This is a genomic window from Paenibacillus sp. 2TAB23, from assembly GCF_052115165.1.
Classification (GTDB): domain Bacteria; phylum Bacillota; class Bacilli; order Paenibacillales; family Paenibacillaceae; genus Pristimantibacillus.
Window position 1 is genome coordinate 1 of record NZ_JBFRGD010000045.1, and the last position, 17,554, is coordinate 17,554.

The window sequence follows — 17,554 nt, forward strand, 5'->3', positions numbered from 1 at the left end:
GGTCAATGACAGCTACGCGATCGCATATTGCACGAATGACATTCATTTCATGTGTAATCAACAGGATCGTAATTCCGAGCTTGGCGTTGATATCGAGCAGCAGCGACAAAATAGAATTCGTCGTTTGGGGATCGAGCGCCGAAGTCGCCTCGTCGCATAGCAGCACATCCGGGTTGTTCGCAAGCGCTCTTGCGATGCCCACGCGCTGCTTCTGCCCACCTGACAGCTGCGAAGGGTATTTGTCCGCATGTCCCTCCAATTGCACGAGCTTAAGCAGCTCATCGACCCGCTTATTCAGCTCTGACTTCGATTGTTTGGTCAAGGTGAGCGGAAAAGCGATATTTTCTCTTACGGTCGACATGGACAACAGGTTAAAATGCTGAAAAATCATCCCAATGCGCCTTCGCTCCTGCTGCAGCTGCCTCTCCGTCAAACGCGTAAGCTCTACGTTTCCTACGTGAACCCTACCTGCCGTCGGCTTTTCCAACAGGTTGACGCAGCGCAGCAGCGTGCTTTTACCGGCACCGGAATGACCGATGATCCCAAATATTTCACCTTTCTGCACCGTCAAACTTACGTCCTTGACAGCCTCAACCTGGGTACCGCCTGCACGGTACGATTTTTTTACGCTGTTAAGCTGTATCAGTCTCATAGCCCCCCTATCCATCAACGCCAAAATACACACGTACAGTCCCTTGCAAGCTGCTATATCCTAAGACATAGTAGTTTTCTAGTGGCAATCCGAAATGCGCTAATATATCCATAGGGATCATCATTTTGTTGCAATTATATGTTAATGGTCAACACACGCAAAAGTCGACTGACTATAAGTATCATGAGGGAAATTAATTAAGTAGATTTTTGTCACTATGGAGTTCAGCAAACTATAAGTATCACATCTCATCTATTCTTTACGAATCAATAATAAGCACTCTTCATGTGTTGAATACACACAGTCGTGTACGATAAAAATAAAATATTAGACTAATCAAGAATTTTGATTGCTGGTAAGGAAGATACAAATCTCAGATTCAAATTATTTAATATTCTGCGTAATCTCTTTTATCACGCAACGCAAATAACCATCATTCATTTTGGAATGATGGTTTAATATTATTCTCTGCATCGTTGTGTCTCTGTGATGTTGGTGGATTTATGCTTTATCTGATAACACAAATTCTTAAACATATACAATATAAAGCCTGCGACCTCAAGCTCTCACTCCATTATTAGGTGAAATTGTGCCTAGACATCATTGGATATAAGTTCTAACTAGAAAAAGCAGCTGCTAGCTTTGACAGCATCTGCTTCTTCGAGGTAAAAGCTTTTCTCACTTAAAGCGTTGTCGACAACGCCATCTTCATCGCTACATCTCCTGGGATTGACCCGGTTACGCCAAATTGGACATCTTCCATTGTCCAGAACAATTCAGTCATGCCCGGTTGTTCGAATACGAATCCATCCATTTTGCCCACTTTCGTCTTCGTAAATAGATCGGCCGGATAGACAGATGCCATTCGGCTGGCCAAGAACGTCACCGTATGTTCGCCCGACGTATACGTAAAGATGATATCTCTAGCTGGTTGACCCAGCATCCCCACTGCTGCCATTTCTGTTAAGGTGTAATCTTCCGGTACAAAGGACGGCAACAGCAGGCCTTCTCCAAAAGATGCCTTTGCTTCTTCAATCGAACCAAGCGTCATTGTTGTCAATTTAGTCATATCCGAATCAGCGATGCCTCCGCTCGACTGTGTCGTACTATCCACAGGCGCCGGTGTGCTCGGTGTACCTAACAGCGGGATGGCCACAAGGATTGTCACCGCAGCTGCCATTCCCACTGCCGCCACCTTCCATGATTTCGCAAGTTTCCATTTACGCCCTGCCTTCTCAGCGGCCGCTTCTTGACGAATCTTCCGCTTCAATTGCTCACCCATCTCCATACCCGAAAATAACATTTTATCCGACTCCTCTCTAAACTGTTGATGCAGTTCATGATCCCTATCCATCATAAATGATTCCCTCCTTTCCGATCTCTCGGGCGAGCATCTCTCGCACCCGATGCAGTTTGTTTCGTACGGTTCCTTCCGGCGTGCTAATGGCTTCTGATATTTCCCGCGTGTTGAGTTCCGCGTAATAGTACAAGTACAATGCTTCCTGATACGGTAACGGAAGGCGAAGCACATGCTGCAGCACTTCGCTCTTCTTTATCCGTTCAAGCGCCTCATCTTCCACGCTGATCGTGCGGCCAAGCTCTAACTTGCCTGGCTCGGTCGGCTGTTCCGTGAACATACGAACGCTCATTTTGTCGCGGCATATATTGACTGTGATCGTCGTCAGCCATGTCTTGACGGTACTATCGCCGCGGAAGGTGCTCCACTTTCGGTACGCGCGAAGGAACACCTCCTGGCTAATATCCTCGGCAAGATGAGCATCCCCCGTATAGAAAAACGCCGTCCGTATGACAATCGTGCCGAATTCGTTCATGAGTTGCTCCAGTGCTTGTGTGGGGTCATTCGAAAAATCATCCTTGTGTCGAATACCGATCAGCTTCACGTGATCACCACCTTCACCTTATTAGACGGTCCGAGTGGGAAATCCGCTGCAAACTCTTTATGAAGATTCTTCACTTTTCCACTCCTTAGTAGTTTGGTCCGTTATGCAATTTCCATATTCTCTGAATTACTAGATAAACAACCTTCATATTAAAAAAGCGAGTAAACCTAAAAGGTCTACTCGCCATTATCATTTATATTTAATTTTTCGCCAGTTTTGAAAGTGTTTTATCGTATTTTCCAGTACCTTTTTGAGCCATTTTCAAAATGGCCTCGTCTGCAGCATGAACGATGTTAGGCGCTGTTTCTTTTTTATTATTTGCCATAACTGGATCCCTCTCTTTCATGAGTGCCCTCCCCTCAAGGCTTAGCATACGTGAGGGAAGCTCATCTAAATACTTCATTTATCATTATATTTGTTGACACAAGTATATCCTTTTTTAAACCAAGATTAAAGTCATAACCTATATGGAATCATTAGAGATAATATAAATCTAATCGTCTCTCTTTAGCCCCTATGGAAGTTGGACACTAAGAGTGATAGGGAATGACAACATGACAAGAAATAAACATTCGAAAGAATTCAAACTACAGGTTGTGAATGAAGCCATTGAAACAGGGAATAAGGCACTTGTGGCTTGCCCTTATGAGATAGCAGCTAATATGCTGCATCGATGGGTAAGAGAGTTTGAAAATGGGAAGTACGGCGTGACTACCATAGATGCTATAAACGAAATAGAAGCTAAGCAAATGGCACAAGAAAACGATCAGTTAAAACATTTACTCGGTGAACAAGCGTTAGAAATCGCCATTCTTCGTGACTTAATAAAAAAAGAAAAACCCTCATTTGCTGACAAAGTTGAAGTAGCAGACCACTATATTGATCTAGGCTACACCATCACCCTCGTATTGCGGTTGGTTAAGATCCCTAGATCCAGCTACTATTATCATAAATACAACAAAGTAGCCGTGAAAACTGTAAGTGAGGGGCGTCAAATACCTGGTTTTTCTTTGCAGAGAGATGGCGCTAAAGTACCGGACAGCAAATTCAAGAATGGCTAATGGAGCTCGTGGCTAGTGACGGCTATGCCTATGGCTACCGAAAACTAACGGTGATCCTTCGTCGAGACCATGATCTAGTGATTAATAAGAAAAAGGTCTATCGTCTATGCCATGAATTGAATATTTTTCGTCCACAACGAGAAATCCATACCAAGTATCCAAGAAAACTCGCACGAAATCGGAACATCACGGACTCGAATCAGCTCTTTGAAACCGACATTAAGTATGGCTATATCGCTGGAGAAGATCGCTTTTTTTATATCCAGTCTTGTTTAGACGTTTATGATCGTTCAGTGGTGGCTTTTCATATTGGTTTACGTTGTGAAGCCAAAGATGTGGTTCGTACCCTGCAAGCTGCGTTGTTAAAGCGCCAGCTTTTTGAAGCATTAGAAAAGCCGGTCATCCGATCCGATAACGGCCCCCAGTTTATTTCTCATATCTTTGAAAAGGCATGTGAAACCTTTGGGATAGAGCATGAACGGATTCCACCGAGAACACCGAATATGAACGCTCATATTGAATCGTTTCATCGCTTATTGCAAGACGAATGCCTAGCGCGATATGATTTCTTCGATTTATGCCCGAATACTTACCCCACCTAACGCCAAATTCATTGCAGTTCCTCGACCAACATCACTGAATTAATAACGATAACCCCTTTAAACCACTAAAGAAGATACATTACTAGAGAGTTATTTTGTTTTTGTCTGCTTCGCTTGCTACAATTGCCAATTGCTGAGCATTAAGTCCCGACTTCAATAGTACGATTTACATCCCATGCAACCCTTTGTAAGTTTTATCTATTGAGTGCATTGTAATATCGTGGATGTGATATAACAAAAAATACATATAAATACTATTCGTTTACAGTCTCAGATGGGACGTGATATAGTCTATTAATAAATTCTCGAACGGGAAATTAAATGGAGAAGTATTTGAAAATGGTAGCAAATAAAAACTTATAGCTCATGTTGTAGAGGAAACGGTGACAAACACGAGTTAGTGAGAACCGATAAAGACAGGGATGATTTGCTGAACCGAATCGACGATATGAATTTTCATACCTGACTTAGGTTTAATTAGGAAACAATATAATTAAGGCGTAAAGCTAATGAAAAATAAAAGACCACTTGAACTGGTATACACGGCAGCAGAAGCAGTAAGCGAACTTGAGGTGAGCAGGCGACATATATTACGGCTCTGCTCGGCGGGAAGGCTTGTATTCCGGGATGCATCGGGAACGTTGTTAGTGCTCAATGATAGCGTAGATGAGTACAACGAGTCACGGGTGAAAATAGAAGGAGAGTCAGAATGATCAACTCAATAAACATCTCTATATATATAAACCTAGGCTTCTTCGATGCACTGGCCGTTCTGGTTCTCATGTTCAAGATTTACAGGCTTCCAATGAGAGAATACCAAGTGTCAATCATCGTTATGAGCCTTGCAATTACGGGGTTTTCATTTTTTAACCGAGTTATACTTGAAATGCCGGAAATTGACCTACCCTTGCAAATGATATCTTTCATTCTTTTTTCGAGATATGTAATCAAGATTAAATATTTTTATTCAACACTTATCACATCGATGGGCTTGTGTAGCTATATAATTCTACAACTCACTATTTATTTATTTCTGACGAATACGGGTTTAATCGATCATGAGATTGTGACGCAGCTCGGCGGCTGGTCAGTCTATCTGGTGCAAGTAACAACCATCTTATTCGCTTACTTAATAGCAATTTTGCTTAAAAGTTTCAATCTAGGTTTTTCGTTTGTAGTCATACCTCCAAATGATTTCGACATAAAAGAAGATTATATTAACGTGAACAATCGGTGGTTGTTAGTCGTCAATATAGTTGGATTGATTCTAGTGTCGATAACTCTTGTTTTTATCCTGAATCAAAACGCATTGCTCATTTTTCCGTTCGCTCTATCGGCATCGTGGCTACTATACTACTATTCGAAAAGGAGAGATTTGGCATGATCGAAGCCTGGTCAATATCACTTTCTCAAAAGATAAAAAACGCCGATCCGCACGGGGAAACCTCAGTGCCAGTTATGGCATATGCAATAGGGGTTTATCTCAACTTCTTCATCACGCTTGCGCTAACGTTGACGGCAGGATTAATAACCGGGGAGTTTGTAGCAACCTTGATTTCATTCATTTCGTTCTGTGTATTGCGCATGTTCTCCGGCGGATTCCACCTAATTTCATTGACAGCATGTACACTAGTTTCTGCAATCCTATTATCTTTGATCCCGCATATTGCTCTATCTAGTACTTTCGTGCTATTATCTACATTGTTAACAATTGTCATATTTGTAATATTCGCCCCTAACATGAGCGAAGAAACAAATATCAACCCAAAACATTACCCGAAGATGAAAGTTGTCTCTATGTGTATAGTAGCGTCAAACCTGTTTTTTGCTTCTGATGTTCTCGCCTTGTCGTTTCTGCTGCAAGGCTTGCTCATTCTACCTTTCAAGAGAGGGGGTGTGTGAATTGAAAACGACTATAGCTCGTACTTTGAATAAGGGCCTAGGCAAAAGCGCTAAAGCATTTGCTAGTATCCTTAAGACATTGATCGGAAGCCAGCCGATGCCGCAAGAGCTTAAGAAGTAAGCCTCTAATGGATATGAACACTGAGCTACTCGGACTGCACATTTACGATGGCAATGGCTACCATACCTCATCCACTGGATTCTTGCCATCTTGACTTCAAAAAAAGTATTTCGGCTAGAATGAATAGCACGAAATAGAAACACATGAAATATATTCCTGTGCCGAAGGGGACGGTTGTTTGTCGTATCTTTTAAGTATGCCACTACCGGAATCGACCTTTAATAATTAAATATTGACAAGCTATTAGTTGGAATAGCTCAACAAAAAGGCAGCCGATCGGATTCATGTCTTGAAAATGATCCTATACTGCCGGTCTCCCATGTGCTCTTCTTTTGCTTCTTCGATGTGTTGAAGCGTAATCCTCGGATCGAAAAAGCAGCTTTACTTAAGCGTGAGCTGCTTTTTCACTACATATGAACGGAAGGTCACATTACGCTTTATAAAACAATCCACTTATTTCACTGAGATTCTCCGAGAAGCCGACGAACACCATATCTCTAATCATGATAGTCGGCACAATTTGTTTACCAGTCAAGTTCCAGACTTCTTCTGGATACTTTGGATCATCTGCGCAGTTAAAGTCAGTATAGGGAATCTCATTTTCCTTGAAATATCGTTTGGCATAATTACAGTCACTACAGGTCGGGATTGTATAAATTTTAACTGTTTCTTCCACGCTCGATCCCCCCCTTTACTCATCTTCAACCAGCTTACATGACTTTATAGCCTAACATTTTAACCTTGATTTTGTTGGTACAAGCAGTACACATCATGTTTTCGAGGTTAAACTGTGCAAATTCTATAACTCTGCCATATCTAAGACTTTTAATGGTTTCCTCTAGATTCTTCCTATCCACATTTGCTGGATCGTAGGTTACATTCGCTTTTTCCAAAGCAAAGTTTACGTTAGCTGAAGAAACCCCTCCATTTTTTTGTGGCATTTCTCAATTCAGTTTGCGCAAGCGGCGCAAGTCATACCCGTAATTCGCAAAGTTCTGATTCGGCTGCTGATTCCACGATGATTCACTCTCTCGTTGTCGATTGACCTTATACCACGTCGTATCCCTGATCTACTATGGTTTCCTTAATAAGCTCGATTTTTATTCGATTTTCATCGAACGATACATCCACCGAGTTGTTCTTAAGGTCAACCTTTCCTTTGGCCCCAATATCTTTAAGTGCACCTTCAATGGAATTGACACAATGTTGGCAGCTCATGCCTTCAACTTGAAGTGTGATGTTTTTCATTTCCCCTCACCTCTTCGCTCGGATAGAATGTTTATTCTTTATAGCATTTCCTGTGTTTATTCACACGCATAAGTACCCTTAACCCTTTAATTATCAATGTGCTATATTCCCGTATGCAGAAAATACACCTAAGCTGCTCCGTCTGATTTATTTTATTAACTTCTTCATGATTCTCATTAGCTCTGTAAAAGATACGTATTGTTGTCAATACGGATGAGCCATCATTTCGATTAAATGTGAATCATAAGAGGTAATGGCCGCCGCAAGCAGCGCAAGGGGATCAAACGAAGCAAAGAATAGGAGACAAGGTACTACAAAGAGGACATCCCCTTCGGAGCCGGATTTGAACCCGTCAGCTCAAAGGCTTGATGCCCCTTTTGCTTACAGTTTCATGTTGCTGCTATGTCCGGGTGACAGCTTGGCTGCTGGATCGATGTAGACCTTCACGTTGTTGACTGCGGTCGGTGCTTCTCCAAAGCCGACAGCGATCAGCTTCAGCTTGCCCGGATAAGTTGAGATATCTCCGACTGCGAAGATGCCCGGAATGTTAGTCTCCATCTTCGTATCGACAACGAGCGAACCACCTTCGACGACAAGTCCCCATTCTCTGATCGGTCCCAGGGAGCTGACGAAACCGAAATTGATGATGACCTCTTCGACATCGACCAGCGTCGTCGCTTTGGTCTTCACATCGGTCAGCTCTACCCGCTCGATGCATTCCTCTCCGTGAAATGCCGTAATCTCGGTCGGCACGACGACGTTGACTTTGGATTGTATCAGCATCTCGACGCTATGCTCATGAGCACGAAATTTATCGCGGCGATGAACGAGCGTCACCCGCTCAGCGATAGGCTCGAGCATCAGCGACCAATCAAGCGCGGAATCACCGCCTCCGCTAATGAGCACTTTCTTGTCGCGGAATCGTTCCAGATCGCTAACGAAGTAATGAAGATTCGAATTCTCGAAGCGTGCCGCTTCCTCCAGTTCTAGCCTGCGAGGCTCAAAGGCTCCAACACCTGCAGTTATAATGACAGCTTTCGATTGGTGAACAGCGCGATTCGTGATGATCTCAAACGATCGTTCGCCGAGCTTGCGCACAGCGAGCACCTTTTCCCCAAGTCTGACGTCGGTTGGGAACAGCTTCATCTGCTTCTTTAAATTGTCAACGAGCTCCTGAGCTTTCACTTTAGGGAAGCCGGCCACGTCGTAGATGTATTTCTCCGGATAAAATGCGGCGAGCTGGCCGCCTAGCTGCGGCATGCTCTCTATTAGCGTAACCGACATCTGTCTCATGCCGCTGTAGAAAGCGGCGAACATGCCGGAAGGACCGCCGCCGATAATGGCTACGTCCGAGTTCGTGATGATCTTGTCGTACATTCTTGTACCTCCGAGGCTATTACTTATTCTCTATTTGCATCAACGCAAAATCGGAATTTTTTGTCCTAAACGCTCCGTATCGGATTTTATACAAAGCGTTATTCTCGTAACTGGGTTTCTTGACGTTAGGAGAATGGCTTGTCAGAAATCATGATTGAATCGGTTGGGCAGCCATCTTGCGCATCCTTTAACTCATCCCACAAAGTCTTTTCGATCGCCGAGATCCCGCGATTATCGTCTCCCTCGAAAATGACGTGAGCCAAATACTCGTCATCGAAGTCGAAAATATCGGGCGCCGCAGCTCCGCAAGCTCCACATGCAATACAAGTATCCTTGTCTACTCTTGTATATTTGGCCATCTCTAAGCCCCCTTCAGATATTGATGATATGAACTTTGAATTCTCGATGCCTGCATTCAATCCACATCGTCCAGAGAGACAAGGGACTCCGAACCATCTTGGTGTCGCGTTCATCGGACTGTCCTCCAGTCCCTTTACCCCAGCATCATTATTTAACCCGTGAAACTTTGTATAATTTAGCAAACCCGGTCGAGCTTCGACCTGGTTTGCTCTTTAAAGATTTCAGTTAGATCACCAAAACCAATGAAATCCCTATAAACGGTTCTTTATAATAGCGTTTGGCAATATTACAGTCATAGCAGCAAGTTAGATTACGATTAATACTCTTTCATTTCTAAGTTCATCCCCTGCTCACTGTCACACCACAACGTTATATCCCTTTTTCCGAATGGCTTCCTCTATTTCGGAAATCTGAACTTTTTCTTCATCAAAACGAACATCTACCGTGCCCTGCTCGAAATTCACTTGTCCTTCGGCTCCGGTTGTATTGATCGCACTTTCAATTTTAGGAACACATGAACGGCAAGTCATGCCTTGTACTTGAACAGTTGCCTCTTTTATAGTTTTCACCTCCTTTCAGTGGATTCCGTAATCTACGATCCGTTGCAACTGCTCATGCGAAATCCGGTCCACGAATTTGCTGAACTTTTCCTTGCCTTTTGCATACTCCTTATAAAAATCAATGATGGCCGTAACAGCGGGAATAAGCTGATCTTCCGTGATTCCTGAATGAAGCAACTTGGCGAAGGAGGTTTTAAGCCCCTTGGGTTCACCGGCAACATAAATGTCAAACTTATCACGCATTTTGACAACGCCGATATCCTTAATCAGCGGTTCGCTGGTACCTAACGCGCAACCGGCATAGCCGATTTTTAGCGGTGTAGGTGTGTCGATGCCAGCTATTGCTTTATTCAAGGTTTTTGCCGTTTCAAGCCCCGCATCTTCGGCACCTTTACAGAAATTGCAGGCGATTAGACTTTTGGTTACAAACCCTGCAGGATTCACTTCAAGACCATTACGCTCTAGTTCTTCCTTAATTCCTTCCCTTTTTTCGATTGGCACTTCTGCATAGAGCTGTTTGAAGGTGGTCATTTCCATTTTTGCATCCGTTCCTACGATATTGCCGATTAGTACAAGTTGGTTTGGTGTGAACAAGCTGCCGCCAAGTTGAATCTCTGGGCTTATGGCAATTTTCACTTTTTCCCCCACAATTCGTCATCTCCTCAGTTCATGCTTAACGAATCATTTGATATCGACTACGAAAGGTACAGTAAAGACTTCCCCTTGATGCTGAAATTGTCCCCATATTTTATAGGTCCCGCTTTTCGGGAATGAAGTCATAAACTCAGCCTTCGGACCGGTCGCTTTTTCGTGCATTGGATGAACATGGAGATACTGCTCCGCATCATCTGATAATATAACGACATGTCCGACAGCACCCAGATATTGCTCTAGGTCGCTAATCTCTTTCTTCGTTTGCGCGTCAAGAATATTGAACGTAAGTGTAATTTCATCATTCGCCTTCGTGCTGCTTAAGGTAAGTTCAACTTCTTTTCCATCGACAACTTTCACAAGCTTTGCATCAGCTTCTATAAGCTCCTGCGCTTTTTCTTCTCCCTCTACTTTCACCCACTCACTGAGTGTGGTACTCGCTCCACCTTTTGGAATAAAATCTGAAAAGACTTTGTATTCTCCTCCATTTGGAAACGATGTTTCAATTGCAAACTTTCCATTGCTATCATATTCAGGATGAATGTGGTTAAAGTAGGAGAGGTCTTTACTAACCACTATAAGATGCATCAATTTTTCATGATTCAATTCGAACTCATTTACCGTATTGCCATCGGAATCCGAAATTTGAATATCTAAATCCGATTTTCCGTTTGCTATTACTGTTCCAGATACAAATGAAAATGACGCTTTAAGGCTATCTGCTGGTTGTTCCTTAGTATCATGGTCACCGTGCTCCCCATGGCCTGCACTTGGACTTGCTGAATTTTCATGATTTTGATTGGTTACGTTATGGCCTGAATGATCATTTTCTTTGGTGGTTCCACATGCAGATAGCAGACCGAGGACCAAAATACCTGTTAATATAAGCATCATTTTTCTTTTCATTTTGAATTTTCGCTCCTATTCAATTGAAATTTTTATTGTCGCACTTTCACACGTTGCAAACGAAGCGCATTGAGGACAACGGAAACCGAACTTAATGCCATGGCTGCGCCGGCAACCCACGGTGCCAATAAGCCGATCGCAGCAATCGGAATTCCTAGCATGTTATATCCAAGCGCCCAAACCAAGTTTTGCTTAATATTTCTCATGGTCTTGCGGCTCATGTATATCGCATCGGGAATGCTCGACAGGTCGCCGCGCATAAGGGTGACATCCGCAGCTTCCATGGCTACATCAGTCCCTGTACCGATCGCCATACCAATGTCTGCTGTCGCAAGGGCCGGCGCATCATTGATCCCGTCTCCAACCATCGCCACTTTTTTTCCTTGAGCTTGTAGTTTTTTCACTTCTTCCGCTTTTCCTTCAGGCAAAACCTCAGCGCGTACATGATCAATACCCACTTGAGCCGCGATTGCCTTGGCCGTCCGTTCATTGTCGCCAGTAATCATGATGACCTGAATTCCCATCTCTTTTAGACGACTCACTGCAGCTTTGGACGTTTCCTTTATCGTATCCGCCACAGCAACCATGCCTGCATACCGATTATCAATTGCAACCAGCATGGCGGTCTTGCCTGCCTCCTCTAAACGAGACATCGGTTCGTAAGCTGACTTCGCGTTAACTTCATATTCTTCCATTAATCGGCGTGTACCAATCAGCAATTGTTTGCCTTCTACAACAGCCTTGATTCCGAATCCCGGAATGGCGTCGAACGATTCTGTTCTCGGCATCTCGATATTTCTTTCCTGAATGCCTATCACAATCGCTTCCGCAAGCGGATGCTCTGAATTTTTTTCAGCCGCGCCGACCAGTCGGAGGAATTCCGATTCGTTGCCTTCAGCTAATACATCTGTCAATTCTGGCTTACCTTTTGTGACCGTACCGGTTTTGTCGAGAATGATCGCATCGATCTTATGCGTCTGCTCCAAATGTTCTCCGCCCTTGAACAAAATACCGAGCTCAGCCGCGCGACCCGATCCCGCCATGATCGAAGTCGGTGTTGCCAATCCCAGCGCACATGGGCAAGCAATAACTAGAATAGCAATTGCTTTTTCCAAAGCTCCTGCGAAATCGTTAGGTGTAATGAAGAAATACCACACCAGGAAAGCAATGGCTGCGATGCCAACAACAATTGGAACAAATATACCAGAGATCACATCCGCTACCCGTTGAATTGGCGCCTTGGAGCCTTGCGCTTCTTCCACAACTTTAACAATTTGCGCAAGCGCCGTTTCCTTGCCGACTTTCGTTGCTTTAATCCGAAGAATACCGTTTTTATTGATCGTTGCCCCTATGACCGCATCTCCGGTTTTCTTCTCCACAGGGAGACTTTCGCCCGTAAGCATGGATTCGTCTACCGACGATAAACCTTCAAGCACTTCCCCATCCACCGGCACTTTATCCCCCGGACGGATAAGAACGACATCCCCTACGATTACTTCATCAACTGGAATCGTCAGCTCGTTGCCATCGCGAATAACCAAAGCCGTTTTCGCTTGTAGTCCCATCAAGGATTTAATCGCTTCAGAGGTCCGGCCTTTCGCATTTGCTTCGAAAAGTTTCCCCATTATGACCAACGTAATCAGAATCGCACTTGTCTCGTAGTACAAGGACGGTCCATGATGCATGCTGTCACTTACCGCATACCAATCGATTGTCAAGTACAAGCTGTAGAAATAAGCAGCCGATGTTCCAAGTGAAACCAGCACATCCATATTCGCACTGCGATTGCGCAGCGCCTTATATGCGCCTACATAAAACTGTTTACCAATATAAAATTGCACCGGAGTGGCCAAAATAAATTGAACCCAAGGATTCATCAAGAAATCCGGGATGTAAATCCATGAGGTAAACGAAAAGTGAGCAACCATCGTCCATAACAACGGGAAGGAGAAAATCGCCGAAATTAACAATTTCCGTTTCTGCTGGCGTATTTCATTAAGACGATGGTCACCTGCGTTCTCCTGCTTGATAATGGCTTTATAGCCAAGCTTTTTGACCTTGTTTTGCATCTCCTCGATCGAGACATCGCCCGATGAATACTCCACGCGAGCCGTTTCCATCGCGAAGTTTACAGTCGCATTTGTAACGCCCGGCAACTTGCTTAGTCCCTTTTCGATTTTGTTGGCACAAGCAGCACACGTCATGCCTTCGAGGTTAAACTGTGCAACTTCCGTAACAGTGCCGTATCCAAGCTTTTTAATGGTTTCCTCTAGATTCTTCCTATCCACTTTTGCCGGGTCGTACGTTACATTCGCTTTTTCCAAAGCAAAGTTTACGTTAGCTGAAGAGACCCCCTCCATTTTATTCAGACCTTTCTCAATTCGGTTTGCACAGGCGGCGCAAGTCATACCCGTAATTTGCAAAGTTGATTGCTTATTCTGATCGGCTGCTGATTCCACAATGATTCACTCCCTCGTTGTCGATTGACCTTATACCACGTCGTATCCCTGATTCTCTATGGTTTCCTTAATGAGCTCGATTGTTATTTGGTTTTCATCGAACGATACATCCACCAAGTTTTGCTTAAGATTTACCTTTCCTTTGGCCCCAATTTCTTTAAGTGCACTTTCAATGGAATTGACACAATGTTGACAGCTCATACCTTCAACTTGTAGTGTGATGTTTTTCATTTTTCCTCATCCTTTCGATTCATCAAAATGGAAAGTGTTTTTAGCATTTCCTGTAAAATGTAATCACTGTTCATTAGGTCGGTGCTTGCCGCGTAGAACCTCAAATGCTTCGATATGAGCATTATACCGACTGCGTTTAAAGCGAAATGGATAGCCTCAATCTGGTTCAAGACTTGATCACAATATTCATCCCGTTCACCAGCTAATTATAGTATACCCCTCTATAGTATATATAGTCAATACTTTTACTTTACCCCCCTACCCTAAATTATAAATCAAAGAAAAAGGCAGCGTGAGCTGCACGATTTTATTTTATTAACTTGTACATGGTTACCATAAGCTCTGTTAACACTTCGGAGTCCCCTTCTTGGATCTGCTTGATGACACAGCTTTTGAGGTGATGCTCCAATAAGGGCTTTCCGGCTCCATTCAAAGCCGATTGTACCAAGGAGATTTGGTTCAGTACGCCATCACAATTCGTATCTTTTTCAATTAGTCCTTTAATGCCTCGTACTTGCCCCTCGATCCGATCCAATCGGTTTATCAAACTGTTTTTTAGTTTATCCGAATGATGACTTTTTCTTCCTTCTTCATTTCCTTTTCCATCAGTCGAGCAGCAATTCGGATTATTTTCGCCTTCATGTTCAAGCATTTCTATATCCATGTTCATATAATTTGCCTCCTTTATAAAAGATTATAGTATACCCCCACATCCTATTTAACAAAATGTCTTTAGCAGAAGATGGCTAATTAAAAAGACAACTGCAAAGATATTGATGGAACCGTGATACTAGATGACCTATTAGGCGATACAGAAAACTCCAGCCAAATCCAATTCGGCTGGAGTGAGAGATAGCTACAGACCCGTTTGTATTCCCGGCTTAGGCGAGCGGATTAACAGAATTGCCAGGATAGCACCTGCGAAAGCGATAATCCCTGACCACAGGAATGCTTGCTGGAATCCTTCGATCAATGCAGTAACCTGATCGGCGCCAACTTGGGAAGCTGTACTTGATGCAACAATCGCAACCATGATGGCCAAACTTATCGCTGAGCCGATCTGATAGCTTGTATTGGCAAGGCCGGATGCGAGCCCTGCCTCTTCCGGCTTGGCTCCCGACATGGCAGACATGGTAGCTGGAATATAAGCAAGCGACATACCAAGCGCGCCGAGCAGGGCGGCTGGAAGTACATGTGTTACAAAATCACCATCAACCTTTGTGTTTGTTGCGAAAAGTAATAACGATCCTCAAAGGGCTATCAATCCGATGATCAAATTAGCTTTCACGCCATACTTTCCGATCAATTTACCGGAAATGAAAATCATACAGAGGGCAATAAGTATAGTCATAGGTAACAAACCAAGCCCACCTGCGAAAGCAGAAAACTTCAATACTTGCTGCAAATAGAGATTAAGGAAAAACCATAAAGGAATCCATCCAGCCGACAGCCTAATGAGTGTGATATTTCCTGCAGCCAAGTTTGGCGCCTTAAAGATCCTGAGAGGAATAAGTGGTTCTAAGATGGAAGTAGCTCATTTTGGGTTCTCCTGTAGAAATGGTATGTTGTGGTGACTTCCATTTTACACGAATCCTTTCATGGGCATCTTTGTTTTTAGCTGTCGCACTTCATATTACAATCTGTCTTTACAAAATGAAGAAGGGGCGTCCCTCAGTCATCTATGACTTTTAGGACAGCCCCGTTGTTCATGATCTTCCCTTCTATTCCTTTTGTTGCGCCAGCATGTTCAACAGTACCGATACCGCTTCCGCTCGAGTCGCAAGCGAATCGCCGTTGAACATATTGTCGCCCGGGCCTTTCATGATACCTAACTTCCTCATGGCCTCTGCCGCGCCCTTCGCCCATGAAGGGATGCTTGCATCGTCCTTGAAGCCGGTCGTGGCATTTGAATCGATCGGCAGCTTCAACGCTTTCGAGATTATTGCTGCCATCTCCGCGCGGGTAACGGGGGCGCGCGGACGGAAAGTACTGTCTTCGTAACCGTCAACGAGGCCTGCTTGCACCGCTCGCACGACCGCGTCTTTCGCCCATGTCGGAATGCTCGCCTTATCCGCGAAATCCGTTTCCATTCCTACGGCTGGTAGCTTCAAAGCATTCATCAGCATGACAACGAATTCCGCGCGAGTAACCGAATGGTTAGGTTTGAACGTTCTATCGGCGTAGCCTTTGACCCATCCTTCGCCGATCGCCTGCTTAACGAGCTTTTCCGCCCAGTGGCCCGAGATATCGTAGAATTCAATGTCCGCCGCGGCCTCGTCGGTTACGGCGAACACGGCGTATTTCTTAAAGTGATCGACTTCGACGACGATTTTATTGCCGTTGACGATGCCGCCGACTTCAACCCATACCTTCTGCGTTTCGTCATAATAATATACGGCTGCTTTTCGGTTTGGACCGATCGCTTTCGCGTCGAACGTGAAAGTCAGGGTGACCGGCTTCAAGAAATTTTCCGGGAAGTTTTTCAAAATCTCGTAGACCGGGCTCGCCAAAATGTCATCTTCCGTTATGAGCCCTTGCACGTCCAGCAATCTATCGATGGTAAGCTTCAGTTCTTTGTCCGTGGCGTTCGCCGGAATATCGATCGTTACCGCATTCTCATAACGAACTTCGCCTGCCTTGCCTACGGGAAGCAGAAGCTCACCAATCTCCACAACGACTTTTCCATTATCAGGCTTCGCCGGATCACCTACTTCGTGATCAGCCACAATCGCTGTCCACTTCGCGTACAGCGTCACATTTGCCGTTACCGTATCCGTGCCGAATTGCCACTGCGTAGAGCCAGCCGCTTCCTTGTACCAGCCCTCGAAGGTGAAGCCGGCTTTCGTTGGATTAGCAGGAGCCGCGATCTTCGCTCCCGCGCTCACGCCGGCCGAGTCCGCAACCGCGCTGCCTCCTTGCGAATCGAACGTCACCGTGTACGTCGGATCCGGCGTCCACTTCGCGTACAGCGTCACGCTAGCCGTTACCGTATCCGTGCCGAATTGCCATTCCGTAGAGACAGCCGCTTCCTTGTACCAGCCCTCAAAGGTGAAGCCGGCTTTCGTTGGATTAGCAGGAGCCGCGATCTTCGCTCCCGCGCTAATATTGGTCAAGTCCGCAACCGCGCTGCCTCCTTGCGAATCGAACGTCACCGTGTACGTCGGATTCTGCGTCCACTTCGCATACAGCGTCACGCTAGCCGTTACCGTATCCGTGCCGAACTGCCATTCCGTAGAGCCAGCCGCTTCCTTGTACCAGCCCTCGAAGGTAAAGCCAGCTCTCGTTGGATTCGCTGGAGCCGCGATCTTCGCTCCCGCGCTAATATCGGTCAAGTCCGCAACCACGCTGCCTCCTTGCGAATCGAACGTCACCGTGTACGTCGGATCCGGCGTCCACTTCGCATACAGCGTCACGCTAGCCGTTACCGTATCCGTGCCGAACTGCCATTCCGTAGAGCCAGCCGCTTCCTTGTACCAGCCCTCGAAGGTAAAGCCAGCTCTCGTTGGATTCGCTGGAGCCGCGA

General features: G+C 44.9%; 20 protein-coding genes and 1 pseudogene. 4 read left to right on the top strand and 17 right to left on the bottom strand.

Annotated features, from left to right (window positions below; all coding sequences use genetic code 11):
- The 4 genes from AB4Z29_RS31730 to AB4Z29_RS31745 form a co-directional block, all read right to left on the bottom strand.
- Positions 1 to 646 (bottom strand): methionine ABC transporter ATP-binding protein (locus tag AB4Z29_RS31730; protein WP_441946894.1); only part of this gene is annotated, 646 nt, incomplete at its 3' end.
- Positions 647 to 1,334: 688 nt separating this feature from the next.
- A complete protein-coding gene (locus tag AB4Z29_RS31735; RefSeq protein ID WP_441946876.1) occupies positions 1,335 to 2,009 on the bottom strand; it encodes a hypothetical protein in 675 nt (224 codons plus the stop codon).
- On the bottom strand, positions 1,999 to 2,553 hold the full coding sequence (locus tag AB4Z29_RS31740) for a sigma-70 family RNA polymerase sigma factor (protein ID WP_441946877.1): 555 nt from the start codon (positions 2,551 to 2,553) through the stop codon (positions 1,999 to 2,001). Before AB4Z29_RS31740 ends, AB4Z29_RS31735 begins: the two co-directional genes overlap by 11 nt.
- A 199-nt stretch (positions 2,554 to 2,752) precedes the next feature.
- Positions 2,753 to 2,899: a hypothetical protein gene (locus AB4Z29_RS31745; protein ID WP_441946878.1), complete on the bottom strand. Its 147-nt coding sequence runs from the start codon at positions 2,897 to 2,899 to the stop codon at positions 2,753 to 2,755.
- Positions 2,900 to 3,107: 208 nt separating this feature from the next.
- Between AB4Z29_RS31745 and AB4Z29_RS31750 the strand changes: the two genes are divergently transcribed.
- From AB4Z29_RS31750 to AB4Z29_RS31765, 4 genes are all read left to right on the top strand, one after another.
- Complete coding sequence (locus tag AB4Z29_RS31750) at positions 3,108 to 3,614, top strand: transposase (RefSeq protein WP_441946879.1); 507 nt, start codon at positions 3,108 to 3,110, stop codon at positions 3,612 to 3,614.
- Positions 3,614 to 4,216 carry a transposase gene (locus AB4Z29_RS31755; protein WP_441946880.1) on the top strand — a complete coding sequence of 201 codons (603 nt, stop codon included), beginning with the start codon at positions 3,614 to 3,616 and terminating at the stop codon, positions 4,214 to 4,216. Before AB4Z29_RS31750 ends, AB4Z29_RS31755 begins: the two co-directional genes overlap by 1 nt.
- Positions 4,217 to 4,725: 509 nt before the next feature.
- Positions 4,726 to 4,929: a hypothetical protein gene (locus AB4Z29_RS31760; RefSeq protein WP_441946881.1), complete on the top strand. Its 204-nt coding sequence runs from the start codon at positions 4,726 to 4,728 to the stop codon at positions 4,927 to 4,929.
- 667 nt (positions 4,930 to 5,596) lie between these two features.
- Positions 5,597 to 6,118 (top strand): accessory gene regulator ArgB-like protein, encoded by a 522-nt coding sequence (locus tag AB4Z29_RS31765; protein ID WP_441946882.1) that lies wholly within the window; start codon positions 5,597 to 5,599, stop codon positions 6,116 to 6,118.
- Positions 6,119 to 6,669: 551 nt separating this feature from the next.
- Here AB4Z29_RS31765 and AB4Z29_RS31770 read toward each other — a convergent pair.
- The 13 genes and pseudogenes from AB4Z29_RS31770 to AB4Z29_RS31830 all read right to left on the bottom strand — a co-directional run.
- Positions 6,670 to 6,915: a glutaredoxin family protein gene (locus tag AB4Z29_RS31770; protein WP_441946883.1), complete on the bottom strand. Its 246-nt coding sequence runs from the start codon at positions 6,913 to 6,915 to the stop codon at positions 6,670 to 6,672.
- Positions 6,916 to 7,286: 371 nt separating this feature from the next.
- Entirely contained in the window at positions 7,287 to 7,487 is a 201-nt protein-coding gene (locus AB4Z29_RS31775; RefSeq protein WP_441946884.1) for a copper ion binding protein, read from the bottom strand.
- Between the two features lie 381 nt (positions 7,488 to 7,868).
- The gene (locus AB4Z29_RS31780; RefSeq protein WP_441946885.1) at positions 7,869 to 8,864 is read right to left on the bottom strand and encodes an NAD(P)/FAD-dependent oxidoreductase; all 996 of its coding nucleotides are present in this window, start codon (positions 8,862 to 8,864) and stop codon (positions 7,869 to 7,871) included.
- 125 nt (positions 8,865 to 8,989) lie between these two features.
- The gene (locus AB4Z29_RS31785; protein WP_441946886.1) at positions 8,990 to 9,223 is read right to left on the bottom strand and encodes a ferredoxin; all 234 of its coding nucleotides are present in this window, start codon (positions 9,221 to 9,223) and stop codon (positions 8,990 to 8,992) included.
- 357 nt (positions 9,224 to 9,580) lie between these two features.
- Positions 9,581 to 9,793 (bottom strand): cation transporter, encoded by a 213-nt coding sequence (locus AB4Z29_RS31790; RefSeq protein ID WP_441946887.1) that lies wholly within the window; start codon positions 9,791 to 9,793, stop codon positions 9,581 to 9,583.
- A 6-nt stretch (positions 9,794 to 9,799) separates the two neighbouring features.
- Entirely contained in the window at positions 9,800 to 10,432 is a 633-nt protein-coding gene (locus AB4Z29_RS31795; protein WP_441946888.1) for a nitrite reductase, read from the bottom strand.
- Between the two features lie 33 nt (positions 10,433 to 10,465).
- Positions 10,466 to 11,341, bottom strand: a complete 876-nt coding sequence (locus AB4Z29_RS31800; RefSeq protein WP_441946889.1) for a hypothetical protein — start codon at positions 11,339 to 11,341, stop codon at positions 10,466 to 10,468.
- Positions 11,342 to 11,373: 32 nt separating this feature from the next.
- Positions 11,374 to 13,800: a heavy metal translocating P-type ATPase gene (locus tag AB4Z29_RS31805; RefSeq protein WP_441946890.1), complete on the bottom strand. Its 2,427-nt coding sequence runs from the start codon at positions 13,798 to 13,800 to the stop codon at positions 11,374 to 11,376.
- Between the two features lie 30 nt (positions 13,801 to 13,830).
- Complete coding sequence (locus tag AB4Z29_RS31810; RefSeq protein WP_441946891.1) at positions 13,831 to 14,031, bottom strand: copper ion binding protein; 201 nt, start codon at positions 14,029 to 14,031, stop codon at positions 13,831 to 13,833.
- Positions 14,028 to 14,216: pseudogene (locus AB4Z29_RS31815) on the bottom strand (metal-sensing transcriptional repressor); the annotation flags it as partial. The pseudogene AB4Z29_RS31815 and the gene AB4Z29_RS31810, both read right to left, overlap by 4 nt.
- A 122-nt stretch (positions 14,217 to 14,338) precedes the next feature.
- Positions 14,339 to 14,695, bottom strand: a complete 357-nt coding sequence (locus AB4Z29_RS31820) for a metal-sensitive transcriptional regulator (protein WP_441946895.1) — start codon at positions 14,693 to 14,695, stop codon at positions 14,339 to 14,341.
- Between the two features lie 192 nt (positions 14,696 to 14,887).
- On the bottom strand, positions 14,888 to 15,190 hold the full coding sequence (locus tag AB4Z29_RS31825; protein WP_441946892.1) for a hypothetical protein: 303 nt from the start codon (positions 15,188 to 15,190) through the stop codon (positions 14,888 to 14,890).
- Positions 15,191 to 15,752: 562 nt separating this feature from the next.
- Positions 15,753 to 17,554 (bottom strand): InlB B-repeat-containing protein (locus AB4Z29_RS31830; protein WP_441946893.1); only part of this gene is annotated, 1,802 nt, incomplete at its 5' end.